Origin of the sequence: Actinacidiphila oryziradicis, from assembly GCF_005047355.1 — a bacterium.
Classification (GTDB): Bacteria; Actinomycetota; Actinomycetes; order Streptomycetales; family Streptomycetaceae; genus Actinacidiphila; species Actinacidiphila oryziradicis.
This window is the reverse complement of record NZ_SUMC01000066.1, coordinates 20,233-44,481: the sequence shown is the minus strand read 5'-3', so window position 1 is coordinate 44,481 and position 24,249 is coordinate 20,233. Positions and strand designations below refer to the sequence as shown.

Genomic DNA, 24,249 nt, shown 5'->3' with positions numbered 1-24,249 from the left:
CACTTTCGGTTGCGACCAGGTGCCGGATGATCAAGCCGAATGATCACGGCCGTCTACCAGCGCGATCACGCCTGACCGCCCCCAAACCAGCGCCTCCCACCTGCGAATTCAGGATGAAAAGCTCTCATTGGCGACGGTGACCGTAGATAGGCCGAGGGTGACCGGATCCTTCCACGCGTGTGACAACAGTGACAAGGGGTGATCACTGGGTTGGGACGTGGCGGCAGAAGGTGTGGTAATGCCCTGCCGGGAACGTCTTTCGGCTGCTCCCGCGCCGGCTACCGGCTTCCGGCCGGTTGGTCACCGGTGGCGGCGTCCAGGGCTGCGGTGAGGCGGTGCAGCCGGTCCTGGAGGTCGCGCATCTCGTCGAGGTCCAGGCCGGTCGCGGCGGAGATCCTGCGCGGGACGAGCGCGGCACGGTCGCGCAGGGCGGTCCCGGCCGCGGTGAGGTGGATGGTGACCGAGCGCTCGTCGGTGGCGCTGCGCTCACGCCGTACGAGACCGGTGGACTCCAGGCGCTTCAGCAGCGGGGAGAGCGTCCCGGAATCCAGCCGGAGGTGCTCGCCGATGGCCTTCACCGCCAGGTCGCCGTGCTCCCAGAGGACCAGCATCACCAGGTACTGGGAGTAGGTGAGGCCGACGTCGCGCAGGAGGTCGCGGTAGAGGCTGCCGAAGGCCCGGGAAGCGGCGTGCAGGGAGAAGCAGATCTGGTGGTCGAGGCGGAGCAGCTCCTCGTCGGGGATGTCCGGCAGGCTCGTGGTCATACGGCCAGAGTATCTCGCGTGCCGTTTAGTTGTGCACAATTTAGTTGTGTGCTCTACTTGCGGTTGTGGGGCGGTCCGGCCGCCCGGTACTTCGAGAGGGATGGTTTCTCATGAGCGCGCTGTACACCGCCGTAGCCACCGCCAATGGCCGCGACGGACGGGCTGTCAGCTCCGACGGCCAGCTGGACCTCGCCCTGGCCATGCCGCCGGCCCTCGGCGGCAGTGGTCAGGGCACCAACCCCGAGCAGCTCTTCGCCGCCGGCTACGCGGCCTGTTTCGCGAGCGCTCTCGGCCTCGTCGGCCGCCAGGCCAAGGTCGACACCGGTGACATCTCCGTCACCGCCGAGGTCGGCATAGGCCCGGACGACACCAGCTTCGCCCTGTCCGTGACGCTGCGCGTCGAGCTCCCCGAGGCCCTCGCGGGTGAGACCGGCGAGCTTCTCGTCAAGCAGGCCCACGAGGTCTGCCCCTACTCCAAGGCCACCCGTGGCAACATCCCCGTCGAGCTCGTCATCGAGTAACCGGGGACGGGAACGCATATCCATCCGGCCCGGCAGGGCGGCCATTGGCCCCTGCCGGGCCGGACGTACGCACAGGGCCAGCCGCGCCGCCCTATCTGTGCCCGATGCCGGTCACGGCGGTGAACAGCACCGCCGAGTCCTCCAGCGCGAGCAGCCCGTTGCGCTCGCGCGGAAGGGTGCGAACCTCGCCGCCGCGCAGTTCGCGGCCACCCTCACCGGTGGTGAGCCGGACGTGGCCGCGCAGGACCTGCAGACTGGCCGCGGGCGGTGCGTTGTGTTCGTGCAGTTGTGTCCCGGCCGCAAGGGCGATGACGCTCTGGCGCAAAGGGCCGTCGTGCAGGATCAGATGAGCGCTGCGGCCGTGATGGTCTGCGCGGGCCTTGGCGAGGTGCTCGTTGGCGAGTGCCGTGAGGTCGGGGTCGTTCATATCTCCCACTCTAATGTGATGCAGGTCACATAGCCTCATGAAATATCCGGGGACCAGCTCCCCGTTTGTATCTACGTCACCAGGAAACGGGGAACTAGTCCCCGGAAGCAGAGGGGGGAGTGCCGACGTGGGTCTCAAGACCGGACAATGCCGCATCCCCAGGTTGCGGGCGGACGCGAGCCGCAACCGGGAGCGGATTGTCGCCGCCGCGCGCGAGGTGTTCGTCGAGTACGGGGCCGATGCGCCGCTCGACGAGATCGCGCGACGGGCGGGCGTCGGCAATGCCACGGTCTACCGGCACTTCGTCGACCGCCGGGAGCTCAGCCGGGAGGTGGCTCTGTCGGTCATGAGGCGCCTCGCGGACCGGGCCGAGACGGCGGTCGTCGAGGAAGCGGACCCGTTCGAGGCGCTGCGCCGCTATGTGCACGCGGCGGCCGACGAGCGGGTGGGCGCGCTGTGCCTGCTGCTCTCCGGGAGCGTCAACGACCACGACCCCGATGTCCTGGAAGCGCGTGACCGTTTGGAGCGGGCAGCCGAGGATGTCATGGTCAGAGCGCGCAGCTCCGGCCAACTCCGCGCCGATGTCGCCGCGGGTGACCTTTTTCTGGCGCTCAGCCAGCTCACCCGCCCGCTGCCGGGCAGGTGCTGCGTGGACTTCGATCGATTCGTCCACCGGCATCTGGAGGTGTTCCTGGACGGACTCCAGGCTCCGGCGCGCTCCATCCTGCCCGGTTCGGCGGCGACCATCGAGGAGCTTCGGAAACCAGCCTGATCTTCCAGCGACGTGTAAAAACAGCGAACAAGTCCCGAATAAGTCCTGTTCACGCCTTTCTTCGTCATTCGTCCATCTCCGCACCGAATGTGGGTTAACCCATGCCTGAAACGGCTCAGCTCGACCCCCGGCGCTGGAAGGCGCTCGCCTTCATAGCCATCGCCCAGCTGATGGTCGTACTCGACGCGACCATCGTGAATATCGCTCTCCCGTCCGCCCAGAAGAGCCTCGACATCTCCGACGCCAACCGCCAGTGGGTGATCACCGCCTACGCCCTGGCCTTCGGCGGACTCCTGCTCTTCGGCGGCCGCATCGCGGACATGTGGGGTCGCCGCCGTACTTTCATCACCGGCCTGATCGGCTTCGCGGGCGCCTCCGCCCTCGGCGGTGCCGCCGTCAACGAGCAGATGCTGCTCGGTGCCCGTGCGCTGCAGGGTGCCTTCGGCGCGCTGCTCGCACCGGCCGCGCTCTCGCTGCTCGCGGTGATGTTCACCGAGGCCAAGGAGCGTGCCAAGGCGTTCGGTATCTTCGGTGCCATCGCCGGCGGCGGCGGTGCTGTCGGCCTGATCCTCGGCGGTCTGCTCACCGAGTACCTCGACTGGCGCTGGACCTTCTTCGTCAACATCCCGTTCGCGATCGTCGCGGTCACCGGTGCCGTCCTCGTCATCCGCGAGCCGGCCGGCGGCCACAACAGCTCCAGCCTCGACATCCCCGGCGTCATCCTGGCCACCACCGGCCTGGTCTCGCTGGTCTACGGCTTCACCCGCGCCCAGACCGACGGCTGGCGGGCCGGCGCGACCATCGGCCTGTTCGTCGCCGCCGTTGTGCTGCTCGCCGCGTTCGTGCTGGTCGAGTCCAAGGTCAAGGCACCGCTGCTGCCGCTCCGCGTTGTGATCGACCGTAACCGCGGCGGTGTGTACATGTCGCTGGGCCTGGCCGTCATCGCGATGTTCGGCCTGTTCCTGTTCCTCACGTACTACCTCCAGATCGTCAGGGGCTACTCGCCGGTCAAGACCGGCTTCTCCTTCCTGCCGATGATCGCGGGCATGATCACCGGATCCACCCAGATCGGCGCCCGGCTGATGACCAGGGTCCCGCCGCGCATGCTGATGGCGCCGGGCTTCGTGACTGCCGCGATCGGCATGCTGATCCTTACCCAGTTGCAGGTCGGCAGCTCGTTCACGACCCTGGTCCTGCCCGCAGAGGTCCTGCTCGGCCTGGGCATGGGTACGGCCTTCATGCCGGCGATGAGCCTGGCGACGCACGGCGTCCAGCCGCGCGACGCGGGTGTCGCCTCCGCGATGGTCAACACCTCGCAGCAGGTCGGTGGCGCCATTGGCACCGCTCTGCTCAACACCATCGCTGCCAGCGCCACCGCCACCTGGGTCACCTCGCACGCCGCCCAGGCCGGCAAGCTGGGCAAGACCAACTTCATCAACCAGGCCGCGGTGCACGGATACGCCACCGCGATCTGGTGGGCGGTCGGCATCCTGGTCGTCTCCGCGACGATCGCCGCCGTCCTGATCAACACCGGACAGGGCGACAGCGGCCCGGCCGTCGCCTCGGGTGACGGTCAGGACGAGGGCGTCGAGGACCTGGCGATCCCGGTCATCGCGCACTGACGCACTGACGCGCTCCACCAGGGCCCCGCCTCCCGGAACCTTCCGGGAGGCGGGGCCTTTCGCGCTCGGCTGCTCGGCTGCTCGGCTGCTCGGCTACTCGCCGGACGGGAACTCGTAGCTGCTCGGCACCGTCACCTTGTCGCTCGCCTTGCCGTAGACGACCGCGATCTCCCGGTGGGCGGCGAGCTTGATCGCACCCGGGTTGCCGCTCTGCTCCGTGCCGTTGACGTACACGTGCAGCTCGTTGCCGTTTCCGGCCTTCAGCCCGCCGATGCTGTCCTTCGTGAGCGCCACATTCCACTCGGTCATGACCTGGCCGAGGGTGAAGTCCGCCTGCTTCGGCGACTCGATGTGGATGACGCCCGACGTGTCGTGCGTGTGCAGCGGGCTGATCTGCTGGCCCGCCTCGTCGATGCCGATCAGGGCCGGTACGGTCACGGCCTTGCCGTTGACGATCACGTCCAGGTGGGCGTGGATGTGCTCCACCTGACCCTCTGCGCCCAGCATCGGCAGTCCGGCGGTCTCGACCCGGGTCGCGACATCGGCGGGGGCGGCCCACGGCGGGCTGGTGGCGGCGCCCTTGACCTGGGTCAGCGCAGCGGTGGGAATGTTCTTCACGCTGTCCGTCTTCGTGGCCGCCGCGGAGGCGCTGCTGCTCTTGCCCCCGCTGTGCGCCGCTATAGCGCCGCCCACGACACCGCCGGTCAGCACCAGCACGCCCGCGGCGATGCCGATCCGGCGTATGAGCCTGCGGCGGGCCTGCTCGCGCTCAGCCTGCCGGCGGATCGCCGCGAGCCGGGCGTGGCGGTCCTCGGTGGCGGCCTTGCTTTTCTTGTCGCTGCTCATGGTGGTGCGGAGGTCCGTTCAGCCGAGTTGGACGGAGCGTTTCGCCATTCCCATCCAGAATCCGTCGATGACGCTGCGTTGGTTGCCGAGGTCGTTCTCGGACGCGCCCAGGGTGACGAACAACGGTGCGAAGTGTTCCGTTCGCGGGTGGGCCAGCCGCCCGGCCGGGGACTTGTGCGTGAAGTCCAGCAGCGCGTCGATGTCCTGCGCGTCCAGAGCGCGGTGCCCCCAGTCGTCGAACTCCGTCGACCAGCTGGGAACGCCCTGTCCAGCATGCCTGAGAGCGGACAAATTGTGAGTAAAGAACCCGCTTCCGATGATCAGCACGCCTTCGTCGCGCAGCGGAGCCAGCTTCCGGCCGATCTCGAACAGGCCCGTCGGGTCCAGTGTCGGCATGGAGATCTGGAGTACGGGGATGTCGGCATCCGGGAACATCTCGACGAGCGGCACATATGCGCCGTGATCCAGCCCGCGGTCGGGCGTGTCCTGCACCGGGGTGCCCGCGCCGCGCAGCAGCTTCCGTACCGACTCGGCGAGGGCCGGCGCGCCCGGGGCGGCGTACTTCACCTCGTAATAGTGCTGAGGAAAGCCCCAGAAGTCGTACACCAGCGGGACGCTCGTGGTCGCGCCCAGGGCGAGCGGGGCCTCCTCCCAGTGCGCGGAGACCATCAGGATCGCCTTCGGGCGCGGCAGGCCGGACGACCAGGCAGCCAGCTCGCCGGGCCAGACCGGGTCGTCGGCCAGCGGCGGGGCGCCGTGCGACAGATAGAGGGCGGGCATCCGCTCCAGTGCGGTGGTCATCTGGGGCTCCTTGGACGGTGCCGGATATGCTTGAAGTTTCAAGTCAGTACAGGGTGACGATACGTCGAAGAGCTTGAAAATTCAAGCGAATTTGGTAAAGTAGCGACCATGACAACACCCGGACCTCGCTGGCTCAACGAGGAGGAACAGCGCACCTGGCGCGCCTACATGGCATCGACGCAACTCGTCTCGGATGCCCTGGACCGACAGCTCCAGCGCGACGCCGCCATGCCACACGCTTATTACACCCTGCTGGTCTGGCTCTCCGAAACCCCTGGTCGCAGCATGCGTATGACCGATCTCGCGGAGCGTTCGAAGATTACCCGCAGCCGTCTCTCACACGCCATCTCCCGGTTGGAGCAAAGCGGCTGGGTGCGCCGCGAACACTGCCCGTCCGACCGGCGCGGACAGCTCGCCGTCCTCACGGACAAGGGTTTCTCGGCGCTGGAGGCCGCCGCCCCCGGCCACGCCGAGCAGGTCCGCACCGCCATCTTCGACCGGCTCACGCCCGAGCAGGTGACGCAGCTCGGGGAGATCTGCCGGATCATCACGCAGGGACTCCAGCCCGAGTCCGGGGGACCGGCGGACCTGCCGTGGCTCCGCTAGCGCCCGCGGGCCGGGCTACGACGTACGTGACTCCAGGTCGCGCCGGGTGGCATCGCCGTACTCGCCGTCCTCGTCGCCGCGTATCCCGTACCAGAGCTGGAAGCGGGCCACCGCCTCGGTGAGCACGGCGTCGTACTGGCCGTCGACCTTCCCGTCCGGGTAGACGTTCGGGATCCGCAGCAGGCGGGACTGGAGGTCGGACACCTCGGGCCCGCTGTCGCCCTGCCGCAGTACGACGACGGCGGCGGCGCTCGGCTGGGCGGCCTGCGACGCCACTGGCTGCGTCGGTGTCGCCGAAGCCGTCGCGGCGGCCTGCGGGGTGGTCGGGGAGGCCGGGATGACGATGCGGGCCGTCAGCACCATCGCCAGCACGAACCCGGAGGCTATGCTCGCGGCGACCACCGCGTGCAGCCGCTTGCCCTGCCATGTGCCGCGCTGCTTTGCGTGGCGCTCGGGAGCGGCTTCTCCGGCTGCCGGACCGGCCTTGTCCAGACCGAGGTCCAGCTCCGTGGTGTCGTCCTCGGAGCCGGAGGGCGGGGGGAGTGCCGAAGCGGGCTCGAGGCGGGGCGCGGGGTCGGCCGGGCGGAACAGATCGTCGTCGTCCAGTCGCCGGCTCGTCCTGAGCGGCCCGATGACCCGGGTCGGCTCGATCACCGTACGGCCGGACGGCCTTCCGGGGTGATTATGGTCCGCCACATCAGCCTCCTCTGCCTCCCCCGGACGTTAGGAGCCGGCGGAACGCGCCGGGGCATTTTCCGCGATGCGCCCCGGCGCCGGCGCTGATGCGCTACGTACGGCGGGTGCCGGCCCCCGTCCCGGGGCTGAGGTCCTTCTCGTACCAAGCCACGTCCCAGTACCGGCCGAACTTCCGGCCGACCTCGCGGTACACACCGACCGGCTGGAAGCCGAAGCGCGCGTGCAGGCGGACCGAGGCCTCGTTCGGCTGTGCGATCCCGGCGTACGCGCGGTGCACATCCTCCTCACGCAGCGCCTCGAAGAGGGCCTTGTAGAGAAGCGTGCCGGTACCGCGGCCACCCGCGTCCGGCGCGCAGTAGACGCTGGTCTCGACGGAAGTCGCGTATGCCGCCTTGGGCCGGAAGGGGCCGCTGGTCGCGTAGCCCAGGATCCGGCCACCCGGGCCGCCGCAGGCAACCAAAAGGCGGTGCGGGCCGTCTTCCGGATGGGAGAGAAGCCACGGACGGCGCTGCTGCGGCGTCAATGGCTCCAGATCGAAGGTGATCGGCGTCTCCCGTACATAATGGTTGTAGATCTCGGTGAGGTCCGCCAGATCATCCTCCCCAGCGGGCCTGACCTGCACTTCTGTGGCCTCTGGCACATACTCGCCTTTCTCCGCGACCCGACAGGGTACTGCAAGATCACAAAAATCGGTGGTCGGGGTGGGAATTGTGTCCGGATTCCAGTCGTTATCTCTTTTCGAGTGGGCACCCGAAGGATGAAGAGTCCACCCCATACCCGATCGGAACCTCGTAAGGGAGCACGCATGGCAACCCGCGCCGTCGCCCGTCGTAACGCTAACGGGACCAGCAGCGCTCGCGCAGGCCGCGCGGAGGTGGCGGACCGCGACCTCGTCGGTATGTACCTTGACGAGATCGCCCGGACGCCGCTGCTCGACGCCGCGCAGGAGGTTGAGCTCTCCAGGGCCGTAGAGGCCGGAGTCTACGCAGAGCAGATCCTCGCCGGCGAGGAGTTCGCCGACGGCCGCACCCCCGGTGCGGGGGCCAGCCGTGAGGAGCTGGAGGCGATAGCCGCCGAAGGTGCGCGGGCCAAGGACGTCTTCATACGGTCCAACCTCCGGCTCGTCGTGGCCGTGGCGCGGCGCTATCCGCGCAGCGGGCTGCCGCTGCTGGACCTGATCCAGGAGGGGAACGCCGGCCTGGTGCGGGCGGTCGAGAAGTTCGACTACGCCAAGGGCTTCAAGTTCTCGACATACGCCACGTGGTGGATCCGCCAGGCGATCACCCGGTCCATCGCCGACCAGTCGCGCACGATCCGGCTGCCCGTCCACCTCGTCGAGGAGCTCGGACGCGTCCGTCGCGTCCAGCGCGAGTTCAACCGCGAACACGGGCGCGATCCCGAGCCCGCGGAGATCGCGACCGAGCTCGGGTCCACCCCCGAGCGTGTCTCCGATGTCCTTGACTGGGCCCGCGACCCCGTGAGCCTCAACATGGCCGTCGACGACGAGGGCGAGACCCAATTCGGGGATCTCGTCGAGGACACCTCTGCGGCTTCCCCCGAGGACTCCGTGCTTGTCATGCTGCGCCGTGAGGAGCTCGACGGCCTCATCGGCCGGCTCGACGAACGCACCGCGTCCATCATCCGGGCCCGCTACGGCATCGAGGACGGCCGCGAGCGTACGCTTACCGAAGTCGGCAAGCAGCACGGTCTCACCCGTGAGCGGATCCGCCAGATCGAGAAGCATGCCCTCGCCGATTTGAAGCGCATGGCGCGCGACCGCGGCCTGGAGTACGAAGCCGCTTGATCCGCGGCGGCAACGCCGCCCCCCGACCCGAGCCCTGGCGCTACCCCCCCCGCGCCGGGGCTCGGCCTTGCCCTCGCCGGGCCGGCCGGGGCGGCGCTGGCTTTTGGTGCCCCACACCGGGGTTGACGGCGTCTGCCGGTTCTTGGGTCGGGGTCGCCTCCGGGGTGACTCTCCCCCAACCTTCGGCCGGGAGGTGCCCCCACCAGCTACCTCCCCCAGCCTTCGGCCGGGAGGAACCGGCACGCCCGGCAGAGGGGGCGGAACCGTGCCGGCCCAGCAACGCAAACCCAGCCCGTCCGGCGTTTGAGGACAAAGCGGCAACCACTGCAGACGGTGCGGAACCCTGCCGGAGGTACCCGGCGTCGCCTCGGCCTGCCCGGCGAGGGCGACGTCTGAATGTGTTTACTTTCCCGCAGTGCGGGCGTAGCGTGGCGCCGAAGCCACAGGTACGGACATGAAACGGACGCAAACAGAAATGTACGCACCCGAGCGCCAGCAGGAGATCCTGCGGCTCGCCCGCGACCGCGGTCGCGTTGAAGTCCCGGCGCTGGCCGAGGAGTTCGACGTGACGCCGGAGACGGTCCGCCGGGACCTGAAGGCGCTGGACCGGGCCGGGCTGATCCGGCGTGTGCACGGTGGTGCGATCCCCGCGGGGAGGCTGGACTTCGAGCCGGATCTGAACGAGCGCGAAGCGACCGCGGCGGACGAGAAGGACCGGATCGCCCGCGCCGCGCTGGCCGAGCTGCCGGCGGACGGAACCGGAAGCATCCTGCTGGACGCGGGCTCGACGACCGCGCGCCTCGCGACAGCGCTGCCGCTGGACTCACGGTTCACAGTCGTAACGCACGCACTGCCGACCGCTGCCCGCCTGGCCGAGTTCCCGGAGCTCACGCTCCATCTGGTGGGCGGCCGCCTGAGGCACCGTACGCGGGCGGCGGTCGACGCGTGGGCGCTGCGCGCGTACAGCGAGATCAACGCGGACGTGGCGTTCATCGCAGCCAACGGCTTCTCCCTGGAAGAGGGACTGACCACTCCGGACCTGGCCGAGGCGGCCGTGAAGCGGGCCATCATCGGCGCGGCACGGCGTGTCGTGCTGCTCGCGGACTCCACAAAGTCGGGCAAGGCGCATTTCGCCCGCTTCGGGGCGCTCTCCGATGTGGACCTGCTCATCACGGATGACGGCCTCAGCCCCGAGGATGCTCGCGCGATCGAGCGCGAGGGCGTGGAAGTAGTGCGCGCGTGATCGTTACCGTTACTCCCAATCCCAGTCTGGACCGCACCTATGAGGTGCCGTCACTCGCTCGTGGCGAGGTGCTGCGCGCCACCGTCGACCGGGTCGACCCGGGCGGGAAGGGCGTCAATGTCTCCCGGGCGGTCGAGGCCGCAGGCCACCGTACGGTCGCGTTGCTGCCGCTGGGCGGCCCGGAGGGTGTGCTGCTGGCGCGGCTGCTGGTGCAGCAGGGCATCGAGGTGGCGGGTGTGGAGATCTCCGGCCGGACCCGGGTCAATATCTCGGTGGCGGAGCCCGACGGCACCCTCACCAAGATCAATGCGGCGGGCCCGCAGATCAGCGTGGCCGAGTCGGAGGCGCTGCTCGAGTCGGTACGCACCCACTCGGCCGGTGCCTGCTGGATCGCGTGCTGCGGCAGCCTGCCGCGCGGCCTCGCGCCCTCCTGGTACGCCGAGCTGGTGTCGCGGGCCCATCGCGCCGGGGCCAAGGTCGCCCTGGACACCTCCGGCCCGTCGCTGCTCGCGGCCCTGCGCCAGTGCCCCGAAGTCGTCAAGCCGAACGCGGAGGAGCTGGCCGAGGCCGTGGGCCGTCCGCTGGCCACCATCGGCGACGCGGTGAAGGCCGCCGACGAGCTGCGCACCATGGGCGCGCGGGCCGTGCTCGCCAGCCTCGGCGCGGATGGCCAGCTGCTGGTCGACGACACCGGTACGTACTACGGGCACGCCGAGGTCGACACCGTACGCAGCAATGTCGGCGCGGGCGACGCCTCGCTCGCCGGATTCCTCGTCGCAGGCGGGGCCGGTGAGGCCGCGCTGGCCTCGGCCGTCGCGCATGGAGCCGCCGCCGTGCAGCTTCCCGGCAGCGTCATGCCGGCGCCGACCGATCTCAAGCCCTCGGCGGTCCTCACGACTGCCGATGTCCCGCTGGACCGCCTCCTCAAGGAGCCGGCGTGACCTTTGTCCCCACCGCCCTTCCCCTGGGCGGCATCGCGAGTAATGGAGCCGCGAGATGAGCGACATGATCACCGCGGATCTGGTCGACCTCGACCTGACCGCCGACACCAAGCAAGCCGCCGCCCGGTCACTCGCCGTACGGCTTGTCACCGCGGGCCGGGTGACCGACCTCGACGGCTTCCTTGCCGACGTGGCGGCGCGCGAGGCCCAGATGCCGACCGGCCTCGACGGCGGTATCGGCATCCCGCACTGCCGCAGTGAGCACGTCACCGAGCCGTCCCTCGCCTTCGGCCGCAGTGCGGCGAAGGTCGACTTCGGCGCCCCCGACGGTCCGGCCGACCTGATCTTCCTGATCGCGGCTCCGGCCGGTGCCGATTCGGAGCATCTCACCATCCTGTCGGCGCTGGCCCGCCGGCTGATGGACGCCGACTTCACCGGCGCGCTGCGCTCGGCGGACGACCCGGCGCAGGTGGCGGCCCTGATCCGCGGTGACGAGGATGCTCCCGCGGCGAGCGCGGCGCCCGGCGCGGGCGACGAGGCCCCCGCGAGCAGCGTGGCTGCCCCGGAAGCGGCGCCGCCGTTCCGTATCGTCGCCGTCACTTCCTGCCCGACCGGCATCGCGCACACCTATATGGCCGCCGAGTCGCTGCAGAAGGCCGGCGAGGACAAGGGCATCGAGATCACCGTCGAGACCCAGGGTTCGGCCGGGTTCACCCGCCTTGACCCGTCGGTCATCGCCGCCGCCGACGCCGTGATCTTCGCGCACGATGTCGAGGTGCGGGAGAAGGAACGATTCTCCGGTAAGCCGACCGTTGATGTGGGCGTCAAGGCCGGCATCAACCGCCCCGGCGAGCTCATCGACGAGGTGCGCGGCAAGGCCGCCCGCGGCGAGGTCACCGCGCCCGCCACCGGCGGTGGCGTCCCGATGGACATCGGCGCCGGGCCCCATGAGCACTTCGGTATCAAGCTCCGCAAGTGGCTGATGACCGGCGTCAGCTACATGGTCCCGTTTGTCGCTGCGGGCGGTCTGCTGATCGCACTCGGCTTCGCGATCGGCGGCTACCAGGTCAAGTCGGCTCCGTCCGTCATCGATCATTTCGCCTGGCTCCAGGCGGACAGCTGGGCCGCGCTGATGTTCCAGATCGGCGCCGCCGCCTTCGGCTTCCTCGTCCCGGTTCTCGCCGGTTACATCGCCTTCGGTATGGCCGACCGCCCCGGACTCGTCCCCGGCTTCGTCGGCGGCGCGATCGCCGTCACGATCAACGCGGGCTTCCTCGGGGGTCTGGCGGCGGGCCTGGTCGCGGGCGCGGTGGTGCTGGCGATCCAGCGGGTCAACATCCCGAAGGTGCTGCGCGGCATCATGCCGGTGGTGGTGATCCCACTGCTGTCGTCGATCGTCGTCGGCTTCCTGATGTTCGTGGTGATCGGCAAGCCGATCGCCTCTGCCCAGAAGGGCATGACCGACTGGCTGAACGGCCTCTCCGGCACCAACGCCGTCTTCCTCGGCATCATCCTCGGCCTGATGATGTGCTTCGACCTCGGCGGGCCGGTCAACAAGGTGGCCTACGCTTTCGCCACTGCCGGCATCGCGGTCACCAACCCCAGCGAGAACAGCATGAAGATCATGGCCGCCGTGATGGCCGCAGGTATGGTCCCTCCGCTGGCCATGGCCCTCGCGACCACCGTCCGGGGCAAGCTCTTCACCCCGACCGAGCGCGAGAACGGCAAGGCCGCCTGGGTGCTGGGCGCCTCCTTCATCAGTGAAGGCGCCATCCCGTTCGCCGCCGCCGATCCGCTGCGCGTCATCCCCTCCTCCATGGTGGGCGGTGCCGTCACCGGTGCCCTCAGCATGGGCTTCGGCTCCACCCTCCGGGCCCCGCACGGCGGCATCTTCGTCATCGGCCTGATCGGCAAGCCGTTCCTCTACCTGATCGCCATCGCCGCTGGAACCCTTGTCACCGCCGGCCTTGTCGTCCTGCTCAAGGGCCTCCGCAAGACCGCGCAGGCCGAGCAGGAGGCCGCCATACCCGCCCCCGTCGACGACGCCAAGATCCCGGTGGTTGCCTGACACCCCGCCCCCTCCCACCGGCCCGGCCACGCGCGAACTTCCCCTCGGCGCGTGGCCGGGCCTTTGCCTGCATGGGGCGTCGGCTACGTCCACCGTGGTCTCCGGCTCGGCTCGGCTGCCCGGGGCACGCGTCTGTTCATGTTCGGATCAGTCCTCGCCCTGCTGACGACGCCGAGAAGCGGTTTGCCGCACGCGCTTCCCTGATGTGACGCAGCTCACCGAGGCTGCGGGTGCGTCAGTCCGTGGTCAGCGTGAGGGCAGACCCGCAGAGCGCGTGGGGCCGTACGCTGGAGCCTATGACCACCGCACCGGAACCCGCCGCAGCCGCCGCACTGATCTTCGACGATCCGCTGGACCGGCAGAGCGGTGACGACACTGACGCGGGCTGGGGTGAGCGCCCCACAGGCGGCAGCGGCCAGGACGACCTCGCGCGATTCCTCGACGAGAAGCCGCCGCACCACCTGTGAGGCGTTGCCGCGCTACTACTGGCGGCTTTTGTTGTACGCGTTGTAGTCCGCCGGAGCGGGTACTGAGCCGCGGCCGGTCGCGGCCTCACGGGCGAGCAGGTCGCGGATCTCGGTCAGCACTTCCAGCTCGGTGACCAGCTCTGCGGGCTCCGGCTGGCCCGCCTTGCGGCGCTCGTTGAGCTTGTTCATCGGGAGGATGAGCAGGAAGTACACCACGGCGGCGGTCATCACGAAGGTGAATGTCGAGCCCAGCACGGAGCCCCAGGCGATGGCGACACCGGCCTTGACCTCACCGGTCGAGGCGACGACCGTGCAGGGGGACTTGATGCACCAGGCGTACCCGTCGAGGTTCTTGGTGCCGAAGGCACCCACGACCGGGTTGATGACCCCCTTGACGAAGCTGTCGACGATCTTGCTGAACGCGGCACCGATGACCACCGCGACCGCGAGTTCCACGACATTGCCGCGCAACAGGAAGGCTTTGAAGCCCTTCAAGGATCTGGTCCTCTCGTATGGGTGAGCCCACTCAATGGCATTCGCCAACAGGCCGCGGATCTCCGTACGGCGGTCGCAGGCGTTGAGCGGCAGGATGACCAGAAAATAGACGACAGTTGCCGTCAGCACAAAGTGACGCCGGGCCTCAGCGGTAGGCATGCGATGGCCCGCTTCCGGGTGCCGGCATCGTGACCGCCAGCGGTGTGGTGGATGTCGCCGCCCCGGCGAGTGTGCGCGCCGTCTCCCGCGGCACCGACAGCACCACCAGCGCCCCCTCGTCACCGCTGTCCGCCGCCCCCGGAGTGTCGGACATGTCCGGTACGGATACGACCGGCGCGCCCGCCGCGACCACGCGGGCCCCGGCCAGAACATCCACCAGGTCGCCCGGACGAAGCAGCCGCACCGCCGCCGCGTCGGCGATCCGTACCGGCGCCGAGACTGTCCCGCCGGGCTCAGGCCGGGTGTGTGCCCGTTCCGTGCGTACCGCACGCGCCTCCCCGCGCGGGCCTGCCGCCGCGAGCGCCGCCGCCGTCATCGCCAGCCCCGCCACCACCGCCCGCCGGCGGCGGCGGAGCGCACGCCGCATCCGGTGCCGGCCACCTCCGGCGCGGATCGGCACGAACACCGGCACTCCGGATGGCGGGGGAGTACCCGCCGCGCCGTTTTCCCACATCACGACCACCGCCCGCCCGTTGAGGATCCGGTTGACGCTCTCTACGATCCCGTACAGCGCTGACGGCTGCCCTGGACCTGTGGACAACTCGGCGGTTGTGGATAACTCCGTCACCCGTTGGGGTGGGGGTCGGGGTGGCGTCAGGGGACGAGCACCGCCGCGCCGTTGACCCGGCCCCCGGCCAGGTCCGCGAGCGCCTGGTCGGCGCGGTCCAGCGGATACGGGGTGGTGGTGACCCTGATTCCGATCCTGGCCGCCAGATCCAGGAACTCCCGGCCGTCCTCGCGCGTGTTGGAGGTCACGCTGCGCAGATTCCGCTCCTGGAAGAGATGCCGCCGGTAATTCAGCACCGGGATGTCCGAGAGATGGATCCCGGCCACCGCCAGCGTCCCCGCCCGGTCCAGCGCCTCCAGCGCCACCGGCACCAGCTCGCCTGTCGGCGCGAACAGCACCGCCGAATCCAGCGGCTCCGGCGGCCGGTCGTACGCCCCGCCCGCTGACGCGGCCCCCAGATCCAGGGCCAGCTCACGGGCCCGCGCCGACCGGGTCAGCACATGAACGGTCGCGCCCTCGGCGAGGGCGACCTGCGCCGTCAGGTGGGCCGAGGCCCCGAAGCCATAGATACCCAGCCGTCCGCCCGGCGGCAGCGCGCTGCGGCGCAACGCCCGGTAGCCGATGATCCCGGCGCAGAGCAGGGGAGCCAGCCGGACGGCGTCCTGCTCCTGAGGCAGCCGGTACGCGTAGGCGGCCGGTACTACGGTGAAGTCGGCGAAGCCGCCGTCGGCGTCCCAGCCGGTGTAGACGGAATCCGGGCAGAGGTTCTCCCGGCCCTGTCGGCAGTAGGCGCAGATGCCACAGGTGCCCCGCAGCCAAGCGCCCCCGGCGCGGTCGCCGATTTCAAAACCCGTGGCGGCTTCTCCCGCGGCCACGACGCGGCCGACGATCTCATGGCCCGGGATGGTCTCCGCCCGGTGCGGAGCGAGGTCCCCCTCGGCGAGGTGGAGGTCTGTGCGGCACACGCCGCAGGCCTCGACCGCGAGCAGCAGGCCCGGCCCGGGGACCGGCACCTGGCGCCGGACACGCCGCAGCGGCCCCGTACCGATCGGTCCGGGGCGGCCTACAGCCCATCCGCGCAGTGTCTCCGGCGTCTGTGCCACACATCCAGTCTGCGGCGGTTTCTGCCTTCGTGCCCGGTGGTGCGGATCCTCAGCTGCCGTCGGTGCGCGGAGCCGCCCCTCAGGCGGCGGAGCTGCTGTTCGACGAGGAGCCGGAGGAACCCGAGGAGCCCGAGCCGGAAGACCCGGACGAGCCCGAGGAACCGCCGGAGGAACTCGTGGAGGTCGACGGCTTGGACGACTCGGTGCCGCTCTTCGCCGAAGGCGAAGTCGCGGGCGCCGGGGCGCTGGCGGACGACGAGCTGCGGCTGTCGGTCCGGTAGAAACCCGAGCCCTTGAAGACGACGCCGACCGCGGAGAACACCTTGCGGAGACGTCCCTCACAGTTCGGGCACACACTGAGGGCGTCGTCGGTGAACTTCTGCACTGCCTCGAGGCTCTCGCCGCATGCGGTGCACTGGTACTGATAGGTCGGCACGTACTCCTCCTGGCACTCTCACTTGATGAGTGCTAACCACGCACAATATTGCAGTATTCCAGCCCGTCAGTCCACTGCCACTGGCACTCGGTGACCGACGCCACGTGCCGCCACCCTCCCAGGTGCCGCCGAGGGGGACCGGCGGTGGCGCCGGGCGAAGGCCTCGGTGCGGGCACTGGCGGGACCCCAACAGCCCCCTGATGCCGCCCGGCGGAGCCCCCTCAGGGCGCCTTCCGCGGCCCTCCGGGGCCGCCCCCGGGCCGTCCGCCCGCGCCCAGCCACTGGGCGAGCTTTCCGCCGTGTCCGATCGCCCGCAGCCGTGCCTCGGTGGCGTCGCGTACCGGGTCGGTCGCCACGACCAGCAGTTCGTCGCCCCGCTGGAGCACGGTCGTCGGCGCCGGTACGAAGCTCTTGCCGTCCCGTACGACCAGGGTCACCGCTGCCCCGGCAGGCAGCCGCAGTTCGCCCACCTCGACGCCGTGCATCAGGGACTCCTCGGGGACGGAGACCGACAGCAGGTGGCCGCGCAGCCGCTCCAAGGGAGCCGATTCGATGCCGAGGTCGGTCGGGGCCTCGGGGTCGCCGAGCCGGAGGCGCCGCGCCAGCCACGGCAGGGTCGGCCCCTGGATGAGGGTGTAGACGATGGCCAGCACAAAGACGATGTTGAAGATTCGCCGGCTCTCCGAGACCCCGGTCACCATGGGGATCGTCGCGAGCACAATCGGTACCGCGCCGCGCAGCCCGGCCCATGACAGCAGCACCTGATCGCGCCATGACATATGGAACGGCGCCAGGCTGAGCAGCACCGACAGCGGCCGGGCCACCGCGGTGAGCACCAGCCCGACGATCACCGCCGGCCATATGTCGCCGGCCAGATCGTGGGGTGTCACCAGCAGGCCCAGCAGTACGAAGAGCCCTATCTGCGCGAGCCACGCCAGCCCGTCCGCGAAGCCTCGGGTGGCCGGCCGGTGTGGCAGCTTCGCGTTGCCCAGGATGACGGACGCCACATATACGGCGAGGAAGCCGGACCCGTGTGCGAGCGCGCCTGCCGCGTAGGCGAGCACCATGATCGCCATCACCGCGATCGGGTAGAGACCGGACGCGGGCAGAGCCACGTGCTTCATCGCGAGCGCCCCGAGGAATCCGATGGCCAGCCCGATGGCCGCGCCGATCGCCAGTTCCAGCGCGATCTCGCCGAGCAGTGCGTACCAGCGCTCGGCATGCCCGGACGCCGACAAAGCCACCACCAGGATGACGACAGGGGCGTCATTGAAGCCGGATTCGGCTTCCAGGAGACCGGTCAGCCGGGGTGGCAGCGGCACCTTCCGGAGTACCGAGAAGACGGCGGCGGCATCCGTGGACGACACCACCGCGCCGATGATCAGCGACTGCCGCCAGTCCAGGTTCACCAGGTAGTGCGCGGCGGCGGCCGTGATGCCCACACTGACCGCGACACCGGCTGTCGCCAGCACCGCCGCGGCCGGAACGACCGGCCGTATCTCATGCCACTTGGTGCCGAGCCCGCCCTCGGCGAGTATCACGACCAGTGCGGCGTATCCCAGCACTTGGGTGAGTTCGGCGTTGTCGAAGCGGACGCCCAGGCCGTCCTGGCCTATCACGACACCTATGCCGAGATATATGAGCAGGCTGGGCAGGCCGCTGCGCGACGCCAGCCGCACCGCGACGACGGCGATGAGCAGCACCAGGGCGCCCATTAGCAGGAGTTCATTGAGACGGTCGACAGTCAGGACACGGTCCTTCCTCGCTCGGCCGGACAGGAAGACAGCCAGGAAACGGACACCTTCACGGGAACAGGGGCAGGAACAGGGACGGGAGTTCATTGCCTTACCTAATATTTTACCTGATCTTGGGAAACCACGTGCTCCCGGTGACTCCGCGTGGGGCGCGGGGATGCGCTGCACCTAAGGTGTGACCCAGTAAACGGTCCGCCCTGCCCCTCCGAAGGACAGCGATGCCCGCCAAGAAAAAGTCCCGCCGCACGCGACTCGTCGTGATCGCGTTCGTGCTCCTGCTGGTGGCGGGCATCGGATACGGCTCGTACTGGAGCGTCGGCACCGTACGCGCCTCGTTCCCGCAGACCACGGGCTCGGTGAAGGTGGCGGGCCTGTCAGGGGACGTCCAGGTCAAGCGGGACAGCAACGGCATCCCGCAGATCTACGCCAACACCCCCGAAGACCTCTTCCGCGCCCAGGGGTTCGTACAGGCACAGGACCGTTTCTACGAGATGGACGTGCGCCGTCACCTCACCTCCGGCCGGCTCTCGGAGATGTTCGGCAGCGGCCAGGTGGAGACCGACGCCTTCCTCCGCACCCTCGGCTGGCGCCAGGTCGCGCAGAAGGAGTACGACACCGAGCTCTCCCCGAGCACCAAGAAGTACCTTCAGGCGTACTCCGACGGCGTCAACGCCTACTTGAAGAACCACACCGGCGCCGCCCTCTCCGTCGAGTACGCCGCTCTGAAGATCGCCAAGGGCAGCTACACCCCCGAGAAGTGGACCCCCGTCGACTCGGTCGCCTGGCTCAAGGCCATGGCCTGGGACCTGCGTGGCAACATGCAGGACGAGATCGACCGTTCGCTGATGACCAGCCGGCTGACCACCTCCCAGATCGCCGAGCTCTACCCGTCCTATCCGTACAAGAACAACACGATCGTCGACGGCGGCACGGTCAACCCCGTGACCGGCGCTTACGAGCCGGACGCCGCAAGCGGCGGTACGACGACGGGTACGACAGGTACCACCGGCACCACAGGTACGGCCAGCACCACGGGCACCACGGGCACAACCGGCACCACGGGTACGGCCAGCACCTCCGCGAACAGCGCCTCGGCGAACGTCCAGTCCAAGCTCGCCTCGCTCTCCAACACCCTCGACGCCATCCCGGCCCTGCTCGGCCCGTCCGGCAACGGCATCGGCTCCAACTCCTGGGTCGTCTCCGGCAAGCTGACCACCACCGGCAAGCCGCTGCTCGCCAACGACCCGCACCTCGCCCCGCAGATGCCCTCCCTCTGGTACCAGATGGGCCTGCACTGCAACACGGTGTCGGCCGCCTGTCCCTTCGATGTCGCCGGCTACACCTTCTCCGGCATGCCCGGCGTCGTCATCGGCCACAACCAGGACATCTCCTGGGGCATGACCAACCTCGGCGCCGACGTCACCGACCTCTACCTGCAGAAGGTCACCAGCAACACCTACCTCTACGACGGCAAGCAAGTGCCCTTCATCACCCGCAAGGAGACCATCAAGGTCGCCGGCGGCTCCCCCCGTACGATCACCGTCCGCTCCACCAAGGACGACGGCCCGGTGATCTCCGACCGCGACTCCGAGCTCCGCAAGGTCGGCGGCGACGCGCCCGTCGCCAGCGCCGCCCCCGACCGGGGCAGCGGCTACGCGGTATCCCTGAAGTGGACCGCTCTGACCCCCTCCAAGACCATGGACGCGGTCTTCGAGCTCGACAAGGCCACGGACTGGAACTCCTTCCGCGCCGCTGCCAGGGACTTCGCCGTTCCCTCCCAGAACCTGATCTACGCCGACACCAAGAACAACATCGGCTACCAGGCCCCCGGCCAGATCCCGATCCGCGCCACCGGCGATGACGGCACCTACCCGGCCCCCGGCTGGGACTCCAGGTACCGCTGGAAGGGCTACATCCCGCAGTCCGCGATGCCGTACGAGTACAACCCCAAGCGCGGCTACATCGTCACCGCCAACCAGGCCGTCATAGACAAGAGCTACCCGTACCTCCTCACCGAGGACTGGGGCTACGGCACCCGCAGCCAGCGGATCACCGAGCTCATCAAGTCCAAGACCAAGGACAACGGCCTCATCTCGATGGACGACATGCGGGAGATGCAGAGCGACAGCAGCAGTGAGATCGCCAAGCTGCTCGTGCCCTACCTCCTCAAGATCAACATCAAGAACGACAAGGGCAACTACGTCGGCAACGCCCAGAAGCTCCTGAAGGGCTGGGACTACAGCCAGGACTCCGACTCCGCCGCCGCCGCGTACTTCAACGCCGTCTGGCGCAATGTCCTCAAGCTGGCCTTCGGCAACAAACTGCCCAAGGAGCTCCGCCCCATTGGCCAGTGCCTCACCGTCCCCGCCGTCGACCAATCCGGTCCCGTCGACGACCTCAACGGCCACTCCAAGCTCGTCCGTGAATGCGGCCAGCGCGCCGCCGACCAGGCCCAGCCGGACGGCGGCGACCGCTGGTTCGAGGTGGTCCGCAAGATCCTCCCCGACCAGAACAACAAGTGGTGGAACACCTCCGTCTCCGTCTTCTACGACGGCACCGGCAGCGGCAAGAAGAGCACCAACCGCGACGAGCTCCTCGCCCAGGCCATGACCGACGCCCGCTACGAGCTCACCGCGAAGCTCGGCAAGGACATCAACACCTGGTCCTGGGGCCGCCTCCACACGCTGGAGCTCAAGAACCAGACCCTCGGCACCAGCGGCCCCAGCATCGTCAAATGGCTCCTCAACCGCGGCCCCTGGCAGCTGGGCGGCGGCGAAGCCGCCGTCGACGCCACCGGTTGGAACGCCGCCGGCGGCTACGACGTCGTCTGGGTCCCCTCCATGCGCATGGTCGTCAACCTCGCCGACTTCGACAAATCCCGCTGGATCAACCTCACGGGCGCGTCGGGCCACGCATATAGCGCGCATTACTCCGACCAGACGACCAAATGGGCCAAGGGCGAACTCCTGCCCTGGTCCTTCTCCGAAAAGAGCGTCGCCGCCGCCACACAGGACACGCTGACGCTCAAGCCATAGCCGCCTGCGGCGGCGCCCCCCGTTACCCCCCGCAGCCGGCCGGTTGCGGCCCGGCTGCCCGCAGCGCACCGATGGCCGCCGGCGGCGGACAGCTGCCCTCAGAAGGGCGGTGCCCGCCGCGGTCCGCCGGAAGTGGAGGGCGGGCGCGGAAAGGCCGCCGCAGGCGCAGTGGGGCGCCCACCCGCCAGCGGCCCGGATCAGCGCGGGTCACCGCGCGAAGCGCCGCACCCCCTCCGGGGTGACGACGACATCGACGGCCCGGTCGTGCCCCTCCGCCGGCACCGCGGCCAGCACCTCGTGGGCGTAAAGCAGCACTATCAGCGCCGGTCGCGCCCCCGCCGCCTCCAGACGGGCCAGTACGCGGTCGTACGATCCCCCTCCGCGCCCCAGGCGGAGCCCGGAGGTGTCCACGGCCAGTCCCGGCAGCAGGACCGCGTCAGCGCGAAGCACGGCATCGGCGCCGAGCCGATCGCCCACCGGCTCGTGGAGCCCGCGCGCGGCTCGCCGCAAACCTCCCGGGCCGCAGTAGAGCGCCCAGTCCAGATCGTTATCGGCCAGAAGTACCGGCAACAGCACCCGTACTCCTCGCTCCCGGAGAGCGTCGAGCAGGCCGCGGGTGCCGGGTTCGCCACCGACGGACACATATGCGGCGACCGTCCGCGCCGCCGCGAGTTCCGGCAGCCCGACCGCGTTCTCCGTGAGCCGCCGGGCAGCCGCCTCACGGTCATCAGAAGTAAACCCGCGTCTCATCTGCAGGAGATCTGCGCGCAATGCGGCCTTGCTAGTTTCGGCACGAGGGTTTTCGTGGCTGTCGTCACTCATTTGGCGCACAATCGCCGCCTACCTCCACTAATCGGCAAGAACTTCATCTTCGCCTCATACGCAGCCGTTATGGTGCACTGCATGACTCTCGCGCGTACCCGGATCAGCAAGGCTGTCATCCCCGCTGCCGGCCTCGGCACCCGGTTTCTGCCCGCCACGAAGGCGACGCCCAAGGAAATGCTCCCGGTCGTCGACAAGCCCGCTATCCAGTACGTCGTCGAAGAGGCGGTCGCCGCCGGTCTCTCCGACGTCCTGATGATCACCGGCCGCAACAAGCGCGCGCTGGAGGACCACTTCGACCGCAACTACGAGCTCGAAGAGGCCCTCACCCACAAGGGCGACGAGTCACGGCTGGCGAAGGTCAAGGAGTCGAACGACCTCGCCACCATGCATTATGTGCGCCAGGGCGACCCGCGCGGCCTGGGCCACGCCGTGCTCTGTGCCGAGCCGCACATCGGCGACCAGCCCTTCGCGGTGCTTCTCGGCGACGACCTCATCGACCCGCGCGACCCGCTGCTCTCCCGCATGATCGAGGTCCAGGAGCGGTTCGGCGGCAGTGTGGTCGCCCTGATGGAGGTGGACCCGGCCCAGATCCACCTCTACGGTTCCGCCGCGATACTCCCCACCGATGCCGAGGACACCGTCCGGGTCACCGACCTCGTCGAGAAGCCGGCGGCGGCCGAGGCGCCGTCCTCGTACGCGGTGATCGGCCGCTATGTCCTCGACCCGGCGATCTTCGAGGTCCTGAAGAAGACCCAGCCCGGGCGCGGCGGCGAGATCCAGCTGACCGACGGGCTGCGCGAGCTGGCACGGGACGAGGGGGCAGGCGGCCCGGTGCACGGCGTCGTCTTCACGGGCCGCCGCTATGACACCGGAGACCGGGGCGACTACCTGCGTGCGATTGTCCGACTGGCATGCGAACGTGAAGACCTGGGCCCGGACTTCCGGACCTGGCTGCGTACGTATGTCAAAGAGGAGCTCCAGGATTGAGCAGTAGCACGACGGACCGTGTCTGGTCCGTCTCCGAGCACATGGACAACATCCTGGGGCAGATCCGGCCGCTGGACCCGATCGAACTGCAACTCCTCGACGCCCAGGGCTGTGTCCTCGTCGAGGACGTCACCGTGCCCCTGGCGCTGCCGTCCTTCGACAACAGCTCGATGGACGGCTACGCGATCCGCGCGATCGACACGGAGGGCGCGACGGCCGAGCACCCGGCGGTCCTCACCGTCATCGGCGATGTCGCCGCCGGCGCCGAGGAACTGCCGGCCGTCGGCCCCGGCGAAGCCGCCGCCATCATGACCGGCGCCCCGATGCCCCCCGGCGCCGACGCCGTCGTCCCCGTCGAATGGACCGACGGCGGCACCGGCGACAGCGCCCCCGCCACCGCCATGACCCGGCACACCAGCGGCGAGGTCCGGGTCCGCCGCCCCGCCGAACCCGGCGCTCACATCCGCGCCCGGGGCAGCGATGTCGCCGCGGGGGAGCTGGCGCTCGCCTCCGGCACCGTCCTGGGGCCGCCGCAGATCGCGCTGCTCGCCGCCATCGGCCGGGCCTCGGTCCGGGTGCGGCCCCGGCCCCGTGTCGTCGTCATGTCCACCGGCAGCGAACTCGTCCAGCCCGGCGAGGAGCTGGCACCCGGCCGTATCCACGACTCCAACAGCTTCATGCTCACCGCCGCCGCCCGCGACGCCGGAGCCCTCGCCTACCGCGTCGGGGCCGTCGCCGACGACGCCGAGACATTCCGCACCACCATAGAGGACCAGCTGATCCGCGCCGATATGCTCGTCACCACCGGCGGCGTCAGCGTCGGAGCGTACGACGTCGTGAAGGAAGCGCTCTCCGAGATCGACTTCCGCAAGCTCGCCATGCAGCCCGGCAAGCCCCAGGGCTTCGGCTTCCTCAACGGCACCCCGCTGCTGACCCTCCCCGGCAACCCGGTCAGCGCGTATGTCTCCTTCGAGCTCTTCGTCCGCCCCGCCATCCGCACCCTCATGGGGGTCGAGTCCGTCCACCGGTCCTCCCTGCGCGCGGTCTGCGCGGAGGGCGTCGCCTCCTCGCCGAAGGCCAAGAGGCAGTTCCTGCGCGGCCGGTACGACCAAGCGCGAGGTACCGTCAGCCCCGTGGGCGGCGCCGGTTCCCACCTCGTCAAGGCCCTCGCCCACGCCAATGCCCTCATCGTCGTCCCCGAGGACACGACAGAGGTCGCCCCGGGCGCGGAGGTGGACGTCATACTGCTCGACTGAACGGGTACCGTGGCTCCCCACGTAGAGCAAGGCAGCGCAGCAGCGGGAGCAGC

Annotated in this window: 24 protein-coding genes; 12 read left to right on the top strand and 12 right to left on the bottom strand. The window is 69.5% G+C overall.

Annotation, left to right across the window (positions count from 1 at the left end):
* Positions 1-278: 278 nt before the first annotated feature.
* Positions 279-764: a MarR family winged helix-turn-helix transcriptional regulator gene (locus FCI23_RS39505; RefSeq protein WP_136728973.1), complete on the bottom strand. Its 486-nt coding sequence runs from the start codon at positions 762-764 to the stop codon at positions 279-281.
* Positions 765-874: 110 nt separating this feature from the next.
* On the opposite strand from FCI23_RS39505, the gene FCI23_RS39500 reads away from it, so the two are divergent.
* Positions 875-1,285 carry an organic hydroperoxide resistance protein gene (locus FCI23_RS39500; RefSeq protein ID WP_136728972.1) on the top strand — a complete coding sequence of 137 codons (411 nt, stop codon included), beginning with the start codon at positions 875-877 and terminating at the stop codon, positions 1,283-1,285.
* A gap of 91 nt (positions 1,286-1,376) precedes the next feature.
* On the opposite strand, the gene FCI23_RS39495 is transcribed toward FCI23_RS39500, so the two are convergent.
* Positions 1,377-1,712 carry a cupin domain-containing protein gene (locus FCI23_RS39495; RefSeq protein ID WP_136728971.1) on the bottom strand — a complete coding sequence of 112 codons (336 nt, stop codon included), beginning with the start codon at positions 1,710-1,712 and terminating at the stop codon, positions 1,377-1,379.
* A 127-nt stretch (positions 1,713-1,839) separates the two neighbouring features.
* Here FCI23_RS39495 and FCI23_RS39490 point away from each other — a divergent pair, with 127 nt between their 5' ends.
* Both FCI23_RS39490 and FCI23_RS39485 read left to right on the top strand, forming a co-directional pair.
* Positions 1,840-2,484, top strand: coding sequence for a TetR/AcrR family transcriptional regulator (locus tag FCI23_RS39490; RefSeq protein WP_246144511.1), 645 nt, complete (start codon positions 1,840-1,842; stop codon positions 2,482-2,484).
* Positions 2,485-2,585: 101 nt separating this feature from the next.
* On the top strand, positions 2,586-4,106 hold the full coding sequence (locus FCI23_RS39485; RefSeq protein WP_136728969.1) for an MFS transporter: 1,521 nt from the start codon (positions 2,586-2,588) through the stop codon (positions 4,104-4,106).
* A gap of 93 nt (positions 4,107-4,199) precedes the next feature.
* On the opposite strand, the gene FCI23_RS39480 is transcribed toward FCI23_RS39485, so the two are convergent.
* Both FCI23_RS39480 and FCI23_RS39475 read right to left on the bottom strand, forming a co-directional pair.
* Positions 4,200-4,952, bottom strand: coding sequence for a hypothetical protein (locus FCI23_RS39480; protein ID WP_136728968.1), 753 nt, complete (start codon positions 4,950-4,952; stop codon positions 4,200-4,202).
* An 18-nt stretch (positions 4,953-4,970) separates the two neighbouring features.
* Positions 4,971-5,753 (bottom strand): dioxygenase family protein, encoded by a 783-nt coding sequence (locus FCI23_RS39475; protein ID WP_136728967.1) that lies wholly within the window; start codon positions 5,751-5,753, stop codon positions 4,971-4,973.
* 108 nt (positions 5,754-5,861) lie between these two features.
* Between FCI23_RS39475 and FCI23_RS39470 the strand changes: the two genes are divergently transcribed.
* Positions 5,862-6,359 (top strand): MarR family winged helix-turn-helix transcriptional regulator, encoded by a 498-nt coding sequence (locus FCI23_RS39470; RefSeq protein ID WP_136728966.1) that lies wholly within the window; start codon positions 5,862-5,864, stop codon positions 6,357-6,359.
* A gap of 15 nt (positions 6,360-6,374) precedes the next feature.
* Here the strand turns inward: FCI23_RS39470 and FCI23_RS60800 are convergent, their stop codons facing one another.
* Both FCI23_RS60800 and FCI23_RS39460 read right to left on the bottom strand, forming a co-directional pair.
* Entirely contained in the window at positions 6,375-7,055 is a 681-nt protein-coding gene (locus FCI23_RS60800; RefSeq protein ID WP_246144510.1) for a peptidoglycan-binding domain-containing protein, read from the bottom strand.
* A 91-nt stretch (positions 7,056-7,146) separates the two neighbouring features.
* Positions 7,147-7,695, bottom strand: a complete 549-nt coding sequence (locus tag FCI23_RS39460) for a GNAT family N-acetyltransferase (RefSeq protein ID WP_136728965.1) — start codon at positions 7,693-7,695, stop codon at positions 7,147-7,149.
* Between the two features lie 165 nt (positions 7,696-7,860).
* On the opposite strand from FCI23_RS39460, the gene FCI23_RS39455 reads away from it, so the two are divergent.
* From FCI23_RS39455 to FCI23_RS57105, 5 genes are all read left to right on the top strand, one after another.
* On the top strand, positions 7,861-8,859 hold the full coding sequence (locus tag FCI23_RS39455) for a sigma-70 family RNA polymerase sigma factor (RefSeq protein WP_136728964.1): 999 nt from the start codon (positions 7,861-7,863) through the stop codon (positions 8,857-8,859).
* Positions 8,860-9,334: 475 nt separating this feature from the next.
* Positions 9,335-10,102 (top strand): DeoR/GlpR family DNA-binding transcription regulator, encoded by a 768-nt coding sequence (locus FCI23_RS39450; protein WP_136728977.1) that lies wholly within the window; start codon positions 9,335-9,337, stop codon positions 10,100-10,102.
* Complete coding sequence (pfkB, locus tag FCI23_RS39445) at positions 10,099-11,043, top strand: 1-phosphofructokinase (protein ID WP_136728963.1); 945 nt, start codon at positions 10,099-10,101, stop codon at positions 11,041-11,043. Before FCI23_RS39450 ends, pfkB begins: the two co-directional genes overlap by 4 nt.
* Before the next feature lie 55 nt (positions 11,044-11,098).
* Positions 11,099-13,111 (top strand): PTS fructose transporter subunit IIABC, encoded by a 2,013-nt coding sequence (locus FCI23_RS39440; RefSeq protein WP_136728962.1) that lies wholly within the window; start codon positions 11,099-11,101, stop codon positions 13,109-13,111.
* A gap of 296 nt (positions 13,112-13,407) precedes the next feature.
* A complete protein-coding gene (locus FCI23_RS57105) occupies positions 13,408-13,578 on the top strand; it encodes a hypothetical protein (RefSeq protein WP_169317141.1) in 171 nt (56 codons plus the stop codon).
* Positions 13,579-13,593: 15 nt separating this feature from the next.
* On the opposite strand, the gene mscL is transcribed toward FCI23_RS57105, so the two are convergent.
* The 5 genes from mscL to FCI23_RS39415 form a co-directional block, all read right to left on the bottom strand.
* Entirely contained in the window at positions 13,594-14,232 is a 639-nt protein-coding gene (mscL, locus tag FCI23_RS39435; RefSeq protein WP_136728961.1) for a large conductance mechanosensitive channel protein MscL, read from the bottom strand.
* On the bottom strand, positions 14,219-14,833 hold the full coding sequence (locus tag FCI23_RS39430) for a hypothetical protein (protein WP_322973958.1): 615 nt from the start codon (positions 14,831-14,833) through the stop codon (positions 14,219-14,221). The genes mscL and FCI23_RS39430 overlap by 14 nt, the downstream gene beginning before the upstream one ends.
* A 53-nt stretch (positions 14,834-14,886) precedes the next feature.
* Positions 14,887-15,903, bottom strand: coding sequence for a zinc-binding alcohol dehydrogenase family protein (locus FCI23_RS39425; RefSeq protein ID WP_407646099.1), 1,017 nt, complete (start codon positions 15,901-15,903; stop codon positions 14,887-14,889).
* Positions 15,904-15,982: 79 nt separating this feature from the next.
* Entirely contained in the window at positions 15,983-16,339 is a 357-nt protein-coding gene (locus FCI23_RS39420) for an FmdB family zinc ribbon protein (protein WP_136728960.1), read from the bottom strand.
* Positions 16,340-16,560: 221 nt separating this feature from the next.
* Positions 16,561-18,054 (bottom strand): potassium/proton antiporter, encoded by a 1,494-nt coding sequence (locus FCI23_RS39415; protein WP_246144509.1) that lies wholly within the window; start codon positions 18,052-18,054, stop codon positions 16,561-16,563.
* A 257-nt stretch (positions 18,055-18,311) separates the two neighbouring features.
* Between FCI23_RS39415 and FCI23_RS39410 the strand changes: the two genes are divergently transcribed.
* Entirely contained in the window at positions 18,312-21,128 is a 2,817-nt protein-coding gene (locus FCI23_RS39410; RefSeq protein WP_169317140.1) for a penicillin acylase family protein, read from the top strand.
* A 207-nt stretch (positions 21,129-21,335) separates the two neighbouring features.
* Here FCI23_RS39410 and FCI23_RS39405 read toward each other — a convergent pair whose 3' ends face one another.
* Complete coding sequence (locus FCI23_RS39405) at positions 21,336-21,950, bottom strand: 5-formyltetrahydrofolate cyclo-ligase (protein WP_136728957.1); 615 nt, start codon at positions 21,948-21,950, stop codon at positions 21,336-21,338.
* 81 nt (positions 21,951-22,031) lie between these two features.
* Between FCI23_RS39405 and galU the strand changes: the two genes are divergently transcribed.
* Complete coding sequence (gene galU, locus FCI23_RS39400) at positions 22,032-22,940, top strand: UTP--glucose-1-phosphate uridylyltransferase GalU (RefSeq protein WP_136728956.1); 909 nt, start codon at positions 22,032-22,034, stop codon at positions 22,938-22,940.
* On the top strand, positions 22,937-24,196 hold the full coding sequence (gene glp, locus FCI23_RS39395; protein WP_265737805.1) for a molybdotransferase-like divisome protein Glp: 1,260 nt from the start codon (positions 22,937-22,939) through the stop codon (positions 24,194-24,196). The genes galU and glp overlap by 4 nt, the downstream gene beginning before the upstream one ends.
* Positions 24,197-24,249 lie beyond the last annotated feature (53 nt).

Coding starts and splice junctions, on each gene's coding strand:
- FCI23_RS39505 (WP_136728973.1), bottom strand. CDS start 764: ATGACCACGAGCCTGCCGGACATCCCCGACGAGGAGCTGCTCCGCCTC.
- FCI23_RS39500 (WP_136728972.1), top strand. CDS start 875: ATGAGCGCGCTGTACACCGCCGTAGCCACCGCCAATGGCCGCGACGGA.
- FCI23_RS39495 (WP_136728971.1), bottom strand. CDS start 1,712: ATGAACGACCCCGACCTCACGGCACTCGCCAACGAGCACCTCGCCAAG.
- FCI23_RS39485 (WP_136728969.1), top strand. CDS start 2,586: ATGCCTGAAACGGCTCAGCTCGACCCCCGGCGCTGGAAGGCGCTCGCC.
- FCI23_RS39480 (WP_136728968.1), bottom strand. CDS start 4,952: ATGAGCAGCGACAAGAAAAGCAAGGCCGCCACCGAGGACCGCCACGCC.
- FCI23_RS39475 (WP_136728967.1), bottom strand. CDS start 5,753: ATGACCACCGCACTGGAGCGGATGCCCGCCCTCTATCTGTCGCACGGC.
- FCI23_RS39470 (WP_136728966.1), top strand. CDS start 5,862: ATGACAACACCCGGACCTCGCTGGCTCAACGAGGAGGAACAGCGCACC.
- FCI23_RS39455 (WP_136728964.1), top strand. CDS start 7,861: ATGGCAACCCGCGCCGTCGCCCGTCGTAACGCTAACGGGACCAGCAGC.
- FCI23_RS39450 (WP_136728977.1), top strand. CDS start 9,335: ATGTACGCACCCGAGCGCCAGCAGGAGATCCTGCGGCTCGCCCGCGAC.
- FCI23_RS39440 (WP_136728962.1), top strand. CDS start 11,099: ATGAGCGACATGATCACCGCGGATCTGGTCGACCTCGACCTGACCGCC.
- FCI23_RS57105 (WP_169317141.1), top strand. CDS start 13,408: ATGACCACCGCACCGGAACCCGCCGCAGCCGCCGCACTGATCTTCGAC.
- mscL (WP_136728961.1), bottom strand. CDS start 14,232: ATGCCTACCGCTGAGGCCCGGCGTCACTTTGTGCTGACGGCAACTGTC.
- FCI23_RS39415 (WP_246144509.1), bottom strand. CDS start 18,054: ATGGGCGCCCTGGTGCTGCTCATCGCCGTCGTCGCGGTGCGGCTGGCG.
- FCI23_RS39410 (WP_169317140.1), top strand. CDS start 18,312: ATGCCCGCCAAGAAAAAGTCCCGCCGCACGCGACTCGTCGTGATCGCG.
- FCI23_RS39405 (WP_136728957.1), bottom strand. CDS start 21,950: ATGAGTGACGACAGCCACGAAAACCCTCGTGCCGAAACTAGCAAGGCC.
- galU (WP_136728956.1), top strand. CDS start 22,032: ATGACTCTCGCGCGTACCCGGATCAGCAAGGCTGTCATCCCCGCTGCC.